Origin of the sequence: Weeksella virosa DSM 16922, from assembly GCF_000189415.1 — a bacterium.
GTDB classification, from domain to species: domain Bacteria; phylum Bacteroidota; class Bacteroidia; order Flavobacteriales; family Weeksellaceae; genus Weeksella; species Weeksella virosa.
Genome location: NC_015144.1, coordinates 51,934 through 68,384, shown reverse-complemented (window position 1 = coordinate 68,384; position 16,451 = coordinate 51,934). Strand labels below are relative to the sequence as shown.

Genomic DNA, 16,451 nt, shown 5'->3' with positions numbered 1-16,451 from the left:
AGTTGGTTAACGCTGATAGTTGTCTTCCAATACCTTGATAATATCGCTTTCACGAAACAATATTTTTCGTTCGAGCTTGATAAAAGGTATCAGTCCGTCATCCCTGTACTGTTGCAATGTCCGTTTGCTGATATGTAACATCTCGCAAACCTGTTCGCCTGACAGGTAGATTTCTCCTTTTAAGAGTGGATGAAAATATTCCCTGATATACAGCAGTTCATTTTTGATGCCTACTACAGCTTCGAGCAAGGCAATCATATCTTCGTTTGAATTTCCAATCTGTTTCATTTCTTTTGCTTTTTTAATGGTCGCTCTCCCTGCAGCAGTAATTCCACTTCGGATAATCTGAAATATGTTTTCCGATTGATTTGCGTTGCCCCAAGAATACCTTTTGCCCTGTACGTCTGCAAAGTTCGTTTACTGATGTTGAGCAGTTGGCAGGCTTCCTGTTGGTCGAGCCATTTTGTTGCCTGTTGCAGTGCTTTGTAGGGTGCAGTCATTTCCGCTATCAAATTGGAAACTTCCTTTACTTCCCTATGCAATGCCTTTAAAATCTGAATGTCCAAAACCGTTATTTCCATATCATGTCATTTATACCTCGAAAATAAAAGCAATTCATATAAGATTTCTCAATGTTGCAGTCAGAGGTAGCGTTTGGCGTACAGTTGCCAAATACGGTATTACATTCCCAATTTTGGTTTATTATTTTTCGGATGAGTTTGTTGTGATTTGATTGTATTGTCCATTCTCAAAGCTGGTTTTTTGTTGGTTTGTACAGTCTGACTTTTTCCATCGTTTTTGAAATCCGAACGCATAACCGTTTTTGTTGCACCTATTACGCTTTCAGGTTCGGTAGTCTGTTTTTGTTGTTCAACACGCTTGCCACCGAACAACCTGCCCAGACCTAAACCCTTTGTATCTTTGAATTGACGTTTAAAGTTGGTAATAAAATTGGAAATCGGGTCGCTATGCTTATCGACCTGCATAAAAGGAGCATTCTTTTTTTTCTCGGATAGCTCGTTTTGTTTACGCTCTTTGTTGGTATTTACTTTTTGTGCCATAGGTTCAAAATTTTTCCCAATATAGAACACAAGAGAATGTATTATTTTCATTTGGCTTTTTGTGGCAGTATTTGGCTTATATTGGCACAATAGGAATGGAAAGTAATCCTTAAAACACTTTAACTTTTCCTCGCAAAGCCCTCACGGATTTAAAGAGTTTTCTACGGATAAAGGAAAGCATACCAAAAACATCCTATCCTTACCCCTTACGTGTTTTTTGTACCCTTTCTTTGATTGGAATGGATTAAAAAAGAATAAAAAGGTCGCAAAGATAAAGCGGACAGCCACCGCACCACCCAACCAAAAGCTTACGGCATAATGGCAGGGCAAAAGGTGGCTTCGCAGAGTTGTTGTGTGATTGCCCTGCCACCCTTCGGGACTTATTCCGTTTCCTTTTGGTTTTTCCCCTGTCCGCCTTGTTAAAATGGCTTTCTTTTTTTTCTGTTTTTTTGTTTTGAAAATAATTTTTGAGAGGGAATTACGCATCCTTATCAATGGGCAGTTATCAAAACAATGGCTTGTGCTTATCGTTATAGATTTCCTTAATCAGTTCTCCGAACTCCTGAAAGTGGTACTCGATAATGTTGTCCAGATACGCATAAATCGTCAGTTTGTCAATTCATATAATGTTAGTAAGCCTGTTAAATGTTTCGTGGTGTTCCTGCCGTACATAGACTGATTTACCCCTACTTGCAGTACTGTTCGGAATTTTAAAGAACTGTCCGCAGTAATCCTCTTTGGTCAGTTTTTTGGTTTTAGAAGTGCCTTTTTTAGAATTGTTGACCAATGGCTTTGAATGTTCCGTTTCTGTTGCTATTTCCTCGGGTTCTTCTCCTGCCATTACACGCATAATAGCTTCCTCGTCAACTTCGGGTTTTGCAAAATCTTCCCGATGTGTTATTCCTTGTTGTTTCATCAAAGGTTGTTTCTTTTCATCAGTTAGGAAATTTTCAATAGAGAAATCTTCTTTTTCGGGTTGATGATTTTTGTTTTCTTCGTGTATCATATCTCTTATTTTTAATATTATATCCAATTAGCTATCTGGTTAGCTGAATAGTTAGTTCTATATACTGTTGTATCTATGTAGCCAACTATTTACCTATGTACCTGCATACACTTAACTGGCTAGTTCATTAACTCAAAAAATAGCAATTAGTCCGCATTCAATCACGCAGATTTGCTGTCGATTTTTTTGCCATTCATTTACTTAATTAAGGATATAACCAATCAGCCAGTTAATTAGTTACAAAGGAAATAAAAGCAATTCCTGCCCCCATAAGGGTGGCAGTATTTGGCGTTCAAAGGCTTTATTTGGCGTAATCGTAAGTCGTTGTTTTTCAAATAGTCTTATCGAACTTTGTAATCGGGGCAGTTGATTTTTTCGGCTAACTCCAATCCGTTTGCAAAACGGATTTTTCTGAACTCCTGTTCAGAGCAAGTTATCTTTTGAGGTACTCGAAATGAATTTCGGCACTCAAAAGCACTTGCCCTTGCAGGGAGCTGAAAACCGCTCCGAAGTCGCAGTTTTGTTTAACATTAGAAATGGATTTATTATGGAAGAAAAGAACAGTAAACAAATTAGGAAAACAGGGAGAAAACCGAAGAATGACCCTGCCGTACATCGGTATTCTATTAACCTGAATGCAGAGGAAAACGCCAAGTTCCTTGCCCTCTTTGACCAATCGGGGATAAGTGTAAAGGCACATTTCATTACGGCTTGCATCTTTCAAAAGACCGTAAAGACCGTAAAAATTGATATGAATGCGGTAGAATACCACGCAGGACTGACCAAATTTTTCAGTCAGTTTCGAGGAATAGCAACCAATTACAATCAGATTGTAAGGCTATTGAACGCCAATTTTTCGGAGAAAAAAGCATCTGCATATCTCTATAAATTGGAAAAACAGACCGCAAAAATGAAAGAACTGTTGCTAAAGGTTTTAATTCTTACCGACAGATTTGAAAAGCAATATCTACATAAAGAGTAAAATTATGATTGCAAAAATCGGAAAGGGAAGCAATATGTACGGAGCGATTTTGTACAATCAGCAGAAAGTGGACAGGGAAAACGGAGCGGTTTTGTTGCTGAACAAAATACCCGACACAATGGACGGCAGGTATTCCGTAGCGTATTTCAATAAATGTTTTGAGCCGTATTTGTCTGCAAACATCAAAACAGAAAAAACGGTACGGCATATTTCATTGAACCCAGACCCGAAAGACGAGGTAAGCGATGAGCAGTTTACGGAAATGGCACAGGAATATATGGAACGTATGGGCTACGGAAATCAGCCTTATATTGTTTTCAAACATACGGACATTGACCGAATGCATATCCATATCGTTTCGACCTGTGTAGGCATTGACGGTAAGAAAATCCCCGATGATTACGACCACCCACGTTCAATGGCAATCTGTCGGGATTTTGAAACGAAATACAACCTGCACAAAGCAACCGAGCAGGAGCAGAAACAAGCCAACAAAGTTTTCAAACCTGTGGATTACCACAAAGGCGACATCAAAAGTCAGATTGCTTCGGTAGTACGGCATTTGCCGAAGTATTACAGCTTTCCGACTATGGGAAGCTATAATGCTTTATTGTCGCTGTTCAACATCACAGCGGAAGAAGTCAAAGGCGAGCGGAACGGTCAGCCGGTAAACGGATTGGTCTATGTGGCAGTGGACGAAAACGGAAACAAGGCAAGCAATCCGTTTAAGGCATCGCTTTTCGGAAAAGACGCAGGAGTTGCACAACTACAAAAGCATTTTGAACAGTCAAAAGAGAAAATGAAAACCAATCCTGTAAGGTCAGTTTTAAAGAATACTGTTGAATTGGCTATGCACACGACAAGCAACGAAATAGAATTTAGAAAACAATTGACCGAACACGGTATTAATACGATTGTTCGCAGAAACGACAACGGACGGATTTACGGAGTAACTTTCATTGACCACGAGAGCCGTAGTGTATGGAATGGTTCACAGTTAGACAGAAACCTGTCTGCAAATGTTTTTAACGATTGGTGGAACAACGGCAACAAACCCGAACTGAAAACACAGGATAACCCTCTTTCCAAAACGAATACAATAGACAACCAACCAACGAAAGACCTTTTTGAGTTTATCCCACAGGAACATTCTCAGAATTTCGATATAGGATTATTCAGCCTTTTACCTGATGCACAAGGCGTGGATTATAAAGAAGAAACATTTGCTAAACGGATGAAGAAGAAAAAGAGACGATTGCAATAAACAATGCAATGCCATTGCATTACTTTTTTACTAACTTTGCAAAAGAATATGAAAGTCTTTTACTCCATATTGGCAATTTATATGATGACGGTATTTTTAATGCCGTGTACCGATATGTATGAAAAGGACAACTTTCAAAACCATAACCATTCGGAAGAATTAACCCATCAAGGAAGCCACGACCATCAGGAAACAACTGATATGTGCAGTCCATTTTGTTTATGCGGTTGTTGTGGAATGGTGTCGGGCATAGTGCTTCAATGGAATGTATATAACTTAGTTAAGGCGAAGACTTTTGAACTGTCTAAGCCTGAAATATATTACAAATCTATCTTTATCCCCTGCTACTTCGGGAAAATTTGGCAACCGCCAAAGGTTAATGCTTAATTTTTAATGTTTTAGTGATTACAGCTTAACGCAAACAGCGTTAGCTCGGTTTTTAGGCTATTTATATTGCCTAAAAACACAATCATTATGATTTTATCATTATTAATTCATCATTAATCGCAACAAAAAGTGTTAGATAATATTATAAAATTCTCCATAAAGAATAAGTTCATCATAGGATTGATGACCTTGTTACTTATCATTTGGGGGGTATGGAGTGCCACCAAAATCCCTATTGATGCCCAGCCTGATATTACCAATAATCAGGTTCAGATTATTACCCTGTCGCCTACATTGGCAGGACAAGAAGTAGAACAATTAGTAACATTTCCCGTAGAGCAAAGTATCGTTAATCTTCCAAAAGTAGAAGAGATAAGAAGTGTTTCAAGATTTGGATTATCTGTTGTAACCGTTGTCTTTCAAGATAATGTCGATATTTATTTTGCACGACAGTTAGTAAGCCAACAGCTGAAAGAAGCACAAGACCAGATACCTGACGGGATTGGAACACCTGAACTTGCTCCTGTCAGTACAGGTCTTGGCGAAGTGTACCAATATATTCTTCATCCCAAAGAAGGCAGTGAAGACAAATATTCCGCAATGGATTTGCGGACAATGCAGGACTGGATTGTTGCCAGACAACTTTACGGTACTCCGGGAATTGCAGAAGTCAATAGTTTCGGTGGTTTGCTTAAACAGTACGAAGTTTCTATCGACCCAAACCGCATCAAGGCAATGGACGTTAGTATTTCCGATATTTTTACCGCCCTCGAAAACAACAACCAAAATACCGGAGGTGCATATATCGATAAGAAGCCCAATGCTTACTTTATTCGCGGGATTGGTCTGGTTACTTCATTGGAAGATGTAGGAAATATCGTCGTTAAAAATACAGGTAGCGTTCCGGTATTTATCAAAGATGTGGCAGAAGTACAATTTGGTCACGCAACCCGGTACGGAGCATTGACCTATAATGGCGAAGTAGATGCTGTGGGTGGGATTGTAATGATGTTGAAGGGAGAAAACACCTCTGAAGTTGTAAAAAGTATCAAAGAAAAAATACCGGTTATCCAACAATCTCTACCCGAAGACGTGGTCATAGAACCATTTTTAGACAGAATGGATTTGGTTGATAGAGCGATAAGTACGGTTCAAAAGAACCTCATTGAGGGCGCACTGATTGTTATTTTTGTATTAATTCTATTCCTGGGGAATTTCAGAGCAGGACTGATTGTAGCCTCAGCCATACCGCTATCTATGCTTTTTGCGTTGGGAATGATGCGGCTGTTTGGTGTAAGTGCCAACCTGATGAGTATGGGGGCTATTGATTTCGGATTGGTAATAGATGGTTCCCTGATTGTTGTTGAAGCGACAATGCATCATTTGGGCTTGCGGAAATCCACACAAAGACTTACGCAGGCAGAAATGGATGAAGAGGTATATGAATCTGCACGGAAAATTCGTACGAGTGCCGCATTTGGCGAAGTTATCATCCTCATTGTCTATATCCCTATCCTTACTTTGGTGGGTATAGAGGGTAAAATGTTTACGCCAATGGCACAGACTGTAAGTTTTGCCATTTTGGGAGCATTGATTTTGTCCTTTACCTATATCCCGATGATGAGTGCTTTGTGTTTGTCTAAAAAGCCGATTACCAAAAAGAATTTTTCAGACAAAATGATGGACTATCTTCAAGGGGTTTATAAACCATTGTTAGAAAAAGCCATTCGGATGAAATATGTGGTTATTGCGGTTGCCGTTGGGCTGTTTACCATAAGTATATTCTTTTTTTCACGGATGGGCGGAGAGTTCCTGCCAAAATTGGGCGAGGGCGATTTTGCTTTCCACTGTATCCTGCCACAAGGAACATCGTTAAGCCAAAGTCTGGAAACCTCTATGCAGGCATCAAGGATAATCAAGGAATTTGACGAAGTGAGAATGGTCGTAGGCAAGACTGGTGCTGCCGAAGTACCGACAGACCCGATGCCTCCCGAAGCCACTGACCTGATGATTATCCTAAAACCGCAGGACGAATGGAAAACAAAAAAATCCTATGACGAGCTTTCCAATGAAATGATGGAGAAACTTGAAGTTATTCCCGGTGTATTCTTTGAAGCCAATCAGCCGATACAGATGCGGTTTAATGAACTGATGACAGGTATCAGGCAGGATGTAGCCGTTAAGATATTCGGAGAAGACCTCGACAGTTTGTTGGTTTATGCCAATAAAGCGAATGCTATTATTCAAACAGTAGAAGGTGCGACTGCTCCGCAGGTAGAACGGGTAGCAGGTCTTCCCCAAATCAATATCGAATATGACCGTACCCGAATAGCCAATTACGGCTTGAATGTACAGGAAATAAACGATATTGTCAGCACTGCGTTCGCAGGTAAATCAGCAGGTGTGATTTATGAAAACGAACGAAGATTTGATTTGGTGGTACGGCTTGATGAAGCCCACCGCAGTTCCATTGAGGATGTGAGCAATCTGTTTATCCCACTACCAAACGGCGACCAAATACCGCTTTCACAGGTTGCAAACATTGATTACAAATTAGGGCCCGCACAAATCAGCCGTGAAGGCGGTAAACGCAGGATATATGTCGGCTTCAACGTACAGGGGCGGGATGTAGCCAGCGTTGTCAATGAAATTCAGGATAAATTGGCTGAACAGATTAAGCTACCGACAGGTTATTATTTTACTTATGGTGGTCAGTTTGAGAACCTCCAAAAAGCTACCGACAGATTACTCATAGCAGTACCTATCGCCCTGCTTTTGATTTTTATCCTGTTATACTTCACGTTCCATTCGTTCAAGGAAGCCGTTTTGGTCTATACGGCTATCCCGATGAGTGCCATTGGAGGCGTATTTGCCCTTTTATTGCGGGATATGCCATTCAGCATATCGGCAGGTGTCGGATTTATTGCTCTGTTCGGTGTTGCTGTTCTGAACGGGATTGTACTGATTGCCACGTTCAATAGACTGGAGAAAGAGGGTTGGAACGAGATTGTTCCGAGAATTATCGAGGGAGCTAAAACAAGGTTTAGGCCTGTATTGATGACAGCATCTGTGGCAAGTTTAGGTTTTTTACCAATGGCATTGAGTACAAGTGCAGGTGCAGAAGTACAAAAACCGTTGGCAACGGTCGTTATCGGAGGATTGATTTCAGCAACTGCATTGACGTTGTTCGTGCTGCCCTTGCTGTACCTCGTATTTATGAGAAACCAAAAACCTCCGAAAAATAATAAAACGAAAGCCATAGCACCCGTGTTGTTCCTGTTTATGTTCTTGGGATTTTCTCAAAACGGTAAGGCACAAACTCCGATAAATGTAGATAAGGCTATCGAGATTGCTGTGGAGAATAACCCTCAGCTACGTTCCAAAAATATGGATATTCAATCTGCCCAAAGCCTTAGCAAGACGGCGTATGAACTGCCGAAGACCGGTGTAGATTTCCAATATGGGAATATTAACAGTTTCGAATTTGATAACGGCTTCCAGATTTCGCAGACCATACCCTTTCCAACGCTCTTTGGGGCAAAGAAAAACTTGGTCAAAGAGCAAGTCAAAGGTCGGCAATGGTCAAAGGCTCTGACAGAAAATGAACTTAGAAAACAGGTAAGAACCTATTATTACCAGTTGGAATATTTGGAGCATAATGCTTCGGTTTTAAAGTATCTTGATACTATTTATGCAGACTTTATCCGCGTAGCAGAACTGCGGTACAAAACCGGAGATATAGGCAAACTGGACGTTAATACTGCGACTACCAAGAAAGGGGAAATAAGTCTTTTGTATCAACAGAACGAGGTTTTAAGGCAGAACGCCTATCAAAGCCTTAAAAATCTGATGCAGACACAGGAAGACTTCTTAATAGAACCGCAACCGGATTATACACCATTGCTGTTAAGTTCTTTCATTGACAGTTCGGCTGTTGCAAATCATCCGAGCATCCAGTTATTGTATCAAGAGGCGAAAATTGCCGAGCAGAACAAGAAATTGGAAAGAGCAAACAGCTTGCCTGATTTTACATTCGGTTATAATAACATATCGCTGATAGGAATGCACAGTAAAAATGGTGTAGAGCAATTTTATGGCAAAGGACAGCGGTTTAGTTTTGTTGATTTAGGTATTACAATCCCAATTTTTACCACCACCAAAGCAAAAATTCGCTCGCTTGATTACAAGAAACAATCATTGGAATTAAATGCGCAATGGCAGGAACAACAGCTTAAAACGGAATTGGCAAACGCCTTGAAACAATACGAACAATATGTAGCGCAGTTTACCTATTTCAAGGAGCAGGCACTTCCCAATGCTGATGAGATTATCAATGCTGCAAAGCTGGGGTACAGTACCGGAGATATTTCTTATGTGGAGTACCTATTTGCCTTGCAGACAACAGCAGACATTCAGCTTAATTATTTAAATAGCATTCAGCAAATCAATGAGGCTGTAACGCTTATCCATTCATTAATCAGTAAATAATACAATATATGAAACGTATCATAAATAATATAGTTTTTAGCGTTCTTGTCCTCGTTGCATTCTTTGCTTTCAACGCCTGTACAAATAATCATAAAGAGGGCGATGGGCATAATCACGGAACGGAAGCAGAAACAACAACGGACGAACACGAAGAAGAAGAAGAAAATGTTGCAGTGCTGACCGATGAGCAGATGAAAGCGGTGGGTATTGAAATCGGTTCAATTGAACAGAAGCAATTATCCGCAACATTGAAAGCCAATGGAGCATTAAGAGTTCCCAACAGCAACAAGGCGAATGCAACCTCGTTGTTTGGTGGTGTTATCAAATCCCTTAATGTGGAGATAGGCGATTTCGTAAGGAAAGGTCAGGTTATCGCTACTATTTCCAATCCGCAATTCATACAATTGCAGGAAGAATACCTAAGCATCAATAGCCGGATAGAATTTGCAGAGCAGGAAGTGGCAAGACAAAGAGAGCTGAACGAGGGAAATGCAGGTGCAAAGAAAAACCTGCAAAGTGCCACTACCGAATTGAACACGTTGAGAACACGAAAAGCATCGTTACAACAACAAATCCAAATGATGGGCATTAATCCGGCTTCCCTGTCAAATTCCAATCTTAAATCCTCGTTGGTCGTTACAAGTCCGATAAGCGGTACTGTGAGCAATGTTTTCGCCAAAATCGGAAGCTATGTAGATGTGTCATCGCCTATTGCTGAAATCATAGAAAACACAGCCCTGCACTTGGACTTACAGGTGTATGAAAAGGATATTCCTTTAATCAAAATAGGTCAGAAAATAGATTTTGTCGTAACCAACAATCCCAATAAGACTTATTCTGCCGAAGTTTATAGTATCGGCTCATCCTTTAGCGGAGAGAGTAAAACTATTGCTGTTCACAGCAAGATTACAGGAGATAAAGCAGGATTGATTGACGGAATGAGTATAACCGGAATGGTAAGTTTAGATGATGTATTAAGTACGGCTGTACCCAACGATGCTATTGTCAATGCAGACGGAAAGTATTACATCTTTTTGGTCAAGGAGCGGGAAGAAGAAGCTCACGACCATAAAGAGGGCGAAGCTCACGACCATAACCACGGTTCTGAAAAAGGAACTCAATTTGTAAGAATGGAAGTCGTTAAAGGTGCTACGCAATTGGGTTATACGGCAATTACACCTGTAAGTGAAATTCCGCACGGTGCGCATATCGTGGTAAAAGGCGCGTTTTTTGTGAATGCAAAAATGGATGATTCGGGAGAACACGCCCACGCTCACTAAAAAACATTGGATAATGAAAAAAAACATTGAACAGAAGCTGTTGTCAAAGAACACCAATCCGACAAGTATGCGGATATTGGTGTACGACTTCTTGGAGCAACAGCAGACAGCAATGTCCTTATCTGAAATTGAGAGCCATTTTTATAAAGCAGACAGGGTTACGATTTACAGGACTTTGAAAACTTTTGAAGAAAAAGGCATTGTACACAGTATTCAGGAGAACACTACGGTCAAGTATATTCTGTGCCACGATGGGTGTGATGAAAATACACACAAGGATTGGCACTTACATTTCTATTGTAAGATTTGTAAGCAGACAACCTGTAAGGAGGATTTTATAATACCGCAGAATGGAAGTCAGAATTACCGTATCGACGAACTAAAATTATTTGGTAAGGGAATTTGTGAAAACTGTTTAAAGGAGAGTTTGCAATAGCATTGCAGGCTCTCCCTGTGTAACTTTGTTATAAATATAAATGTGTTATGGACACCTATCTTAAAGAAACAAAAATCCTTGACTACTCCAATGCTTCCATACAAAAGCTATTGGAGCAGAGAGGGTGGGAAAACTTGGACACCGTTGCCAAAGTTCAAGCCATTTACAATTTTGTACGGGACGAAATAAAGTTTGGCTATAATGTTTCTGATTATATTTCCGCATCGCAGGTGCTGAATGACGGGTACGGACAATGCAACACAAAAGCCACTTTATTAATGGCTTTGTTAAGAGCAACAGATGTACCTAACCGTATTCACGGCTTTACCATTGACAAGGCATTGCAGAAAGGAGCTATTACAGGTATTTGGTACAGACTATCGCCTAAGAATATCTTGCATAGCTGGGTTGAAGTTTGGGTAAACGAGCAATGGTATTTTTTGGAGGGCGTGATTTTGGATAAACCGTACCTCACTAAATTACAGGAACAGAACAGTGATTGCAAGACCACTTTTTGCGGTTTCGGGGTTTATACCGATAATTTTGAGAACCCGCCGATTGAATGGAACCTCAATAATACATTTATTCAGGATAAAGGCATCAATCGGGACTTTGGCGTTTTTGATACACCCGATGCGTTTTATGAAAACATCAACAAGAACTGAACGCTTTCAAGAAGTTTATTTTTCAGCATATCGTGAGGCATATAATGAATAATAATGTAGAAAGAATAAGAAATAAAAAAGTGTAACGAACCTAAAAAATTAAAGGCTATGATAAATACAGACAAAAATCACAAGCATACTTACGATGCACAAGGCAAAATGACTTGTTGCACACAGGAAGAAAAAATCTACACCAAAGCAGGTGCTAAGGAATTGGTAAAAGGGCATCACAAAAATGACGGGCATAATCACGACCACAGTGATGATGACGGACACGACCATTCGCATTCAGGAGATACTGACAATGTTTTCAAGATGTTTCTTCCCGCCATTATTTCCCTTGCGCTGTTGCTTGCAGGTATTGCAATGGATAATTGGTTTCCGCAGACGTGGTTTACCGATTGGGTACGGATTATTTGGTACGTGGTGGCTTATGCTCCTGTTGGACTGCCCGTACTCAAAGAAGCCGTTGAGAGTATTCGCAAAGGCGAGATTTTCTCGGAGTTCTTTTTGATGGGCATTGCAACTATCGGGGCATTTGCCATTGGCGAATATCCCGAGGGCGTTGCGGTAATGTTGTTCTATGCCGTTGGCGAAGTTTTTCAGACAATGGCTGTTTCGAGGGCAAAATCAAACATCAAATCTTTGCTTGACCAAAGACCCGATGAAGTAACCGTTTTAAAAAACAATGAACCGCAAACCGTAAAGGCAGAAACTGTTGCCGTTGGCGAAATTATACAGCTTAAACCGGGAGAAAAATTAGGCTTAGACGGAGAACTGTTGTCCGAAACGGCATCTTTCAATACATCGGCTTTAACAGGCGAAAGCAAACCAGATACAAAAAACAAAGGCGAAACCGTTTTGGCAGGGATGATAAATCTCAACACCGTATCGCAGGTAAAAGTTACGACCGCATACACCGACAGTAAGTTGAGCAAGATTTTAGAATTGGTGCAAAACGCCACTGCACAAAAAGCACCAACGGAATTATTTATCCGGAAATTTGCAAAAATCTATACGCCTATTGTAGTGCTGTTAGCCATAGCCATTTGCCTACTGCCTTATTTCTTTGTGGAAAATTATGAGTTTAGAGATTGGCTGTACAGGGCTTTGGTATTCCTGGTTATTTCCTGCCCTTGTGCGTTGGTTATTTCCATTCCCTTAGGTTATTTCGGTGGTATTGGTGCTGCGAGCAAAAATGGAATACTGTTCAAAGGAAGTAACTTTTTAGATGCTCTTTCCGATATTCAAAACGTAGTGATGGATAAGACAGGTACAATGACAGAGGGCGTTTTTAAGGTTCAGGATATCAACTTCAATCCCGAATTTGATAAAGCTGAAATTCTGGAATTAGTCAACATTTTGGAAAGCCATAGCACACACCCCGTAGCAACCGCTATTCACGAATACGTGGGGAGACCGAATAATGAAATTCGATTGGAAAATACGGAGGAAATCGCCGGACACGGTTTGAAATCAACGGTAAACGGTAAGGATTTATTGGTCGGGAATTTCAAACTGATGGGTAAGTTCGGCATATCATACGACTTAGACCCGAACAGCATCGTTTATACAACTATTGCCGTTGCATACGACAGCAAATTTGTTGGTTACATCACGATTGCCGACAGTATCAAAGAAGATGCACAAGAAACCATAACCCTATTGCATAAGCTCAATGTTAAAGCAACGATGCTTAGCGGAGATAAAAGTACCGTTGTGAAATATGTAGCGGAGCAGTTGGGGATAGACAATGCCTTTGGAGATTTATTGCCCGAAGACAAAGTAAACAGAGTTAAAGACATCAAAGCCAAAGGCGAAAGCGTTGCTTTTGTGGGCGATGGTGTAAACGATGCTCCTGTTGTGGCATTGAGCGACGTAGGTATCGCAATGGGTGGATTAGGGAGTGATGCCACTATCGAAACCGCAGATGTGGTCATACAGGACGATAAGCCAAGTAAAATACCTATGGCAATCAACATCGGTAAACAGACAAAGAAAATCGTTTGGCAAAATATCGGTTTGGCTTTCGGTGTCAAAGCTATTGTACTCGTACTTGGAGCAGGTGGATTGGCGACAATGTGGGAAGCTGTTTTTGCGGATGTTGGCGTAGCGTTATTGGCAATTTTAAATGCGGTAAGAATACAGCGAATGAAATTTTAAACCCCTTCAATTTATGAGTTTTGAAAAGGAACATTTCAAAATAATCGAATGAATAAATTTTACAACGAAACATTACATAGGTTAAAAACAACAGTCAACGAATTGGAGGTTGAAGCTGATTGCTCCATACAACGGATAGAAGCTGTTATACTTCTTATTGTAGAATGCCTATCCGAATTAAAGGAATATGTGCTAAAAACAGGGTTCAGCGATGAAGACGAAGAAATCCGTTTTTTCAAACATCAGAAACCTACCATCGTTGCAAAGCTCATTTATTACAATGCTGTGTATAAGATTGAAGCCAAAAGACCTTATGGCGGAAAAGAAGTTTTGGAAGAATATTTCAATAAAGAATTATCAAAGCTCAAAAGGTTTTTTGATAACAATATGGCGTTTTACAGCTATTACAGAACCGACAGCACTTATCTTGACCACACCTATTTTGTTCGTGGCAAGCACAATGTTCAATTGAGTTTGGACACATTCTATTTTTTGAAACCGACCACAGTTTTTCCACTTCCCACGATTACAAAGTAGCAAAGATTATTGCCAATGATTAGATACAGGACTACCTCGAAGACCAACTATCAAAAACAGCCACAAGCGACAAACCGACAACCCTGCATTGGACAGGTAGCAAGACCGCTTTAACCGAATTGATTTATGCACTACATTCACAAGGCATATTCAATAACGCCAATGCAGATATTAAACCTATCGTCAAAGTCTTTGAAAGCACTTTTAATGTTGATTTGGGAGATTTCTATCACACGTTTTTAGAACTCAAATCCCGAAAAATGAACAGAACTAAATTCCTTGACAGCCTTAAAGAAAGCCTTATCAAAAAAATGGACGAGCAGGACGGTAGGTAGGGTTTGCTATATCTGTACAGCGTAAAAAGGGTTTAATAAAAGCCCTTTTTTCTTGTCCTGTTTTACCAAGTGTAATAATCGGATATTAAAATCCTTTGTATGGTTTTGAGAATAATAAATTTTGTATATTTGCTGTGAGCTAACGGAAACGTGTTGAAAAGCAAAGCAATAAGCACCGTTACCAAATCGTTACTTGACTATCTTTGATAACCCACATAAGAGCCTTGTATTCAACCGAAAAGGCTTTTTCCTGAAAACTTTAAAATAAATATTATTAAAGATCGTTATTTTTATACAATAGGTTTCTTATCAATTATTTGTTTTAAATAGAAATCTAGCGAAGACTTATTTACACAGTCTGACATTACAGTCTGTTTATGAAAAAAAATATCTAACATTAAAATTCTACTTGTTTTTTTATATTTTCTAGAATTTCGACTCCTATCGCTTTTTGTTTTTCAAATGCGCATTCGAGAGAAAAATACTGTCAGATGCAAGAATTAATATCCAATTAACATGAGGAGGTGATTTTATTTTTAAATTGTGACAGAAAAACAATCCTTTTACATGAAATTTCGAAAACTTCATGTACGAAAAGAAGCTATTCGCAGATCGATTTTCATAAAACAGAAAAAACAAATTGTCTATTTTAAAATAGATCAATTTCTAAACATAAAGTATCATCGCGCGTATCAAATAAAATCAACTTAATATCATGAAAACTTTCTTTAGACTTTTTGGAGACTTTTGGGTGTTTGTATTCCCGCTGTTCTTTATAGATATCCCTCCATTTATAGAAACTTCTCCGATCATGGCAATGGTTTATTTTGTTATAGGAGTAGTGGGTTGGTTGGTGTTTATTGGCATCCGTTTTTGGAAAAGCATCATTGTGCCGCGGAAAATGGCAGGGAAAGTAGAAAACATGAGACGGAACGGGAAAAAAGTTGAGGCGAAAATTCTTGAAAAGAAAGTTATTAGCATACAAGGAGATTCGACAGACGAAGAGCTGGAATTTCTCGAAGAGTTTAATGACAAATTTTCTACAAAAGTATCTAACGGAGATCAAGTTCTACATCTTGTCTTTGAGTTTGAAAACCATGTTGGAACAAAAATGACTGGCTCGCTCGAGTTAGTCGACAGCAAACCCAGCCAAAAGAGATTTGAGAAAGGAAACTATTTGTCATTGGTCTTGCCCGTCGATAGTAATGCCGATGTTCCCTACTACTTTGCCGATGGAGAAATCGTAATGAAAACTCCTATTTCTACTTATTTATTCATTGCGTTTTGCTTGTTGTACTGTGTGGTTAGTTTTGTTATAGAATATCATCTATACAGCAATGGAAGAGGATTACGATTTTTGCACATATTCTTTCCTTGGGTAGTATCACCGTATATAGGGATTTTTGTTTATAAAACGTTCGATTCTGTATTTTCGGGTAGAATTTTCGAACGATTAAACAGTAAAACCCAAAACAAACTGTTGCTCTACGGCAAAAAGGCCATCGGAGATGTTACAGAAGTATCGCAAACGGGTGTGTACATCAACGAGCAACCACAAATGAAATTTAATGTAATCTATACAGACGAACGTGGACAAACGCACCAAGCTTCTTTCAAACAAATTGTAATGCTGAATGACCTCCATAAAACCCAAACAGGAAAATGGGAATTGTTGTATCTCCGGGATGAACCCAAGGTTATCGAACTTCTAAACCCTATTTCCAATAAAGAAAACACCATCAATCTCGACGATTTTTCGAAAGAAGAACTGGCGGAATTGTTGAATGAAATTATCAGTAAAAGGAAGAATAAGGAATAAAAACCATATCAAGGAAAGTTATGCTAAA

13 protein-coding genes and 2 pseudogenes are annotated in these 16,451 nt (G+C 39.6%); 11 read left to right on the top strand and 4 right to left on the bottom strand.

Annotated elements, in window-relative coordinates; all coding sequences use genetic code 11:
* Window positions 1-6 precede the first annotated feature (6 nt).
* The 4 genes and pseudogenes from WEEVI_RS00330 to WEEVI_RS00310 all read right to left on the bottom strand — a co-directional run bounded on the left by WEEVI_RS00330 (window position 7) and on the right by WEEVI_RS00310 (window position 2,067).
* On the bottom strand, window positions 7-288 hold the full coding sequence (locus WEEVI_RS00330) for a helix-turn-helix domain-containing protein (RefSeq protein WP_003010415.1): 282 nt from the start codon (window positions 286-288) through the stop codon (window positions 7-9).
* Entirely contained in the window at window positions 285-581 is a 297-nt protein-coding gene (locus tag WEEVI_RS00325) for a helix-turn-helix domain-containing protein (protein ID WP_003010413.1), read from the bottom strand. Before WEEVI_RS00325 ends, WEEVI_RS00330 begins: the two co-directional genes overlap by 4 nt.
* Before the next feature lie 99 nt (window positions 582-680).
* On the bottom strand, window positions 681-1,061 hold the full coding sequence (locus tag WEEVI_RS00320) for a hypothetical protein (protein ID WP_232013444.1): 381 nt from the start codon (window positions 1,059-1,061) through the stop codon (window positions 681-683).
* Window positions 1,062-1,566: 505 nt separating this feature from the next.
* Window positions 1,567-2,067, bottom strand: a pseudogene (locus WEEVI_RS00310) (DUF3408 domain-containing protein).
* Window positions 2,068-2,614: 547 nt separating this feature from the next.
* Between WEEVI_RS00310 and mobA the strand changes: the two are divergent.
* From mobA to WEEVI_RS00260, 11 genes and pseudogenes are all read left to right on the top strand, one after another.
* Complete coding sequence (gene mobA / locus WEEVI_RS00305; RefSeq protein WP_013597184.1) at window positions 2,615-3,049, top strand: conjugal transfer protein MobA; 435 nt, start codon at window positions 2,615-2,617, stop codon at window positions 3,047-3,049.
* A gap of 4 nt (window positions 3,050-3,053) precedes the next feature.
* Window positions 3,054-4,313 (top strand): conjugal transfer protein MobB, encoded by a 1,260-nt coding sequence (gene mobB / locus WEEVI_RS00300; RefSeq protein WP_003010403.1) that lies wholly within the window; start codon window positions 3,054-3,056, stop codon window positions 4,311-4,313.
* A 3-nt stretch (window positions 4,314-4,316) separates the two neighbouring features.
* Window positions 4,317-4,700, top strand: coding sequence for a DUF6660 family protein (locus WEEVI_RS11585; RefSeq protein ID WP_013597183.1), 384 nt, complete (start codon window positions 4,317-4,319; stop codon window positions 4,698-4,700).
* A 129-nt stretch (window positions 4,701-4,829) separates the two neighbouring features.
* Complete coding sequence (locus WEEVI_RS00290) at window positions 4,830-9,188, top strand: CusA/CzcA family heavy metal efflux RND transporter (protein ID WP_013597182.1); 4,359 nt, start codon at window positions 4,830-4,832, stop codon at window positions 9,186-9,188.
* Window positions 9,189-9,196: 8 nt separating this feature from the next.
* Window positions 9,197-10,468 carry an efflux RND transporter periplasmic adaptor subunit gene (locus tag WEEVI_RS00285; RefSeq protein ID WP_013597181.1) on the top strand — a complete coding sequence of 424 codons (1,272 nt, stop codon included), beginning with the start codon at window positions 9,197-9,199 and terminating at the stop codon, window positions 10,466-10,468.
* 13 nt (window positions 10,469-10,481) lie between these two features.
* Window positions 10,482-10,904 (top strand): Fur family transcriptional regulator, encoded by a 423-nt coding sequence (locus WEEVI_RS00280; RefSeq protein ID WP_013597180.1) that lies wholly within the window; start codon window positions 10,482-10,484, stop codon window positions 10,902-10,904.
* Window positions 10,905-10,951: 47 nt separating this feature from the next.
* The gene (locus WEEVI_RS00275) at window positions 10,952-11,569 is read left to right on the top strand and encodes a transglutaminase-like domain-containing protein (RefSeq protein WP_013597179.1); all 618 of its coding nucleotides are present in this window, start codon (window positions 10,952-10,954) and stop codon (window positions 11,567-11,569) included.
* A 108-nt stretch (window positions 11,570-11,677) separates the two neighbouring features.
* The gene (locus tag WEEVI_RS00270) at window positions 11,678-13,732 is read left to right on the top strand and encodes a heavy metal translocating P-type ATPase (protein ID WP_013597178.1); all 2,055 of its coding nucleotides are present in this window, start codon (window positions 11,678-11,680) and stop codon (window positions 13,730-13,732) included.
* A gap of 48 nt (window positions 13,733-13,780) precedes the next feature.
* Entirely contained in the window at window positions 13,781-14,269 is a 489-nt protein-coding gene (locus tag WEEVI_RS11670) for an RteC domain-containing protein (RefSeq protein WP_432047020.1), read from the top strand.
* Window positions 14,200-14,604, top strand: a pseudogene (locus WEEVI_RS11665) (RteC domain-containing protein). The gene WEEVI_RS11670 and the pseudogene WEEVI_RS11665 overlap by 70 nt, the downstream one beginning before the upstream one ends.
* Window positions 14,605-15,319: 715 nt before the next feature.
* Window positions 15,320-16,423 carry a hypothetical protein gene (locus tag WEEVI_RS00260; RefSeq protein ID WP_013597176.1) on the top strand — a complete coding sequence of 368 codons (1,104 nt, stop codon included), beginning with the start codon at window positions 15,320-15,322 and terminating at the stop codon, window positions 16,421-16,423.
* The last annotated feature ends 28 nt before the right edge of the window (window positions 16,424-16,451 follow it).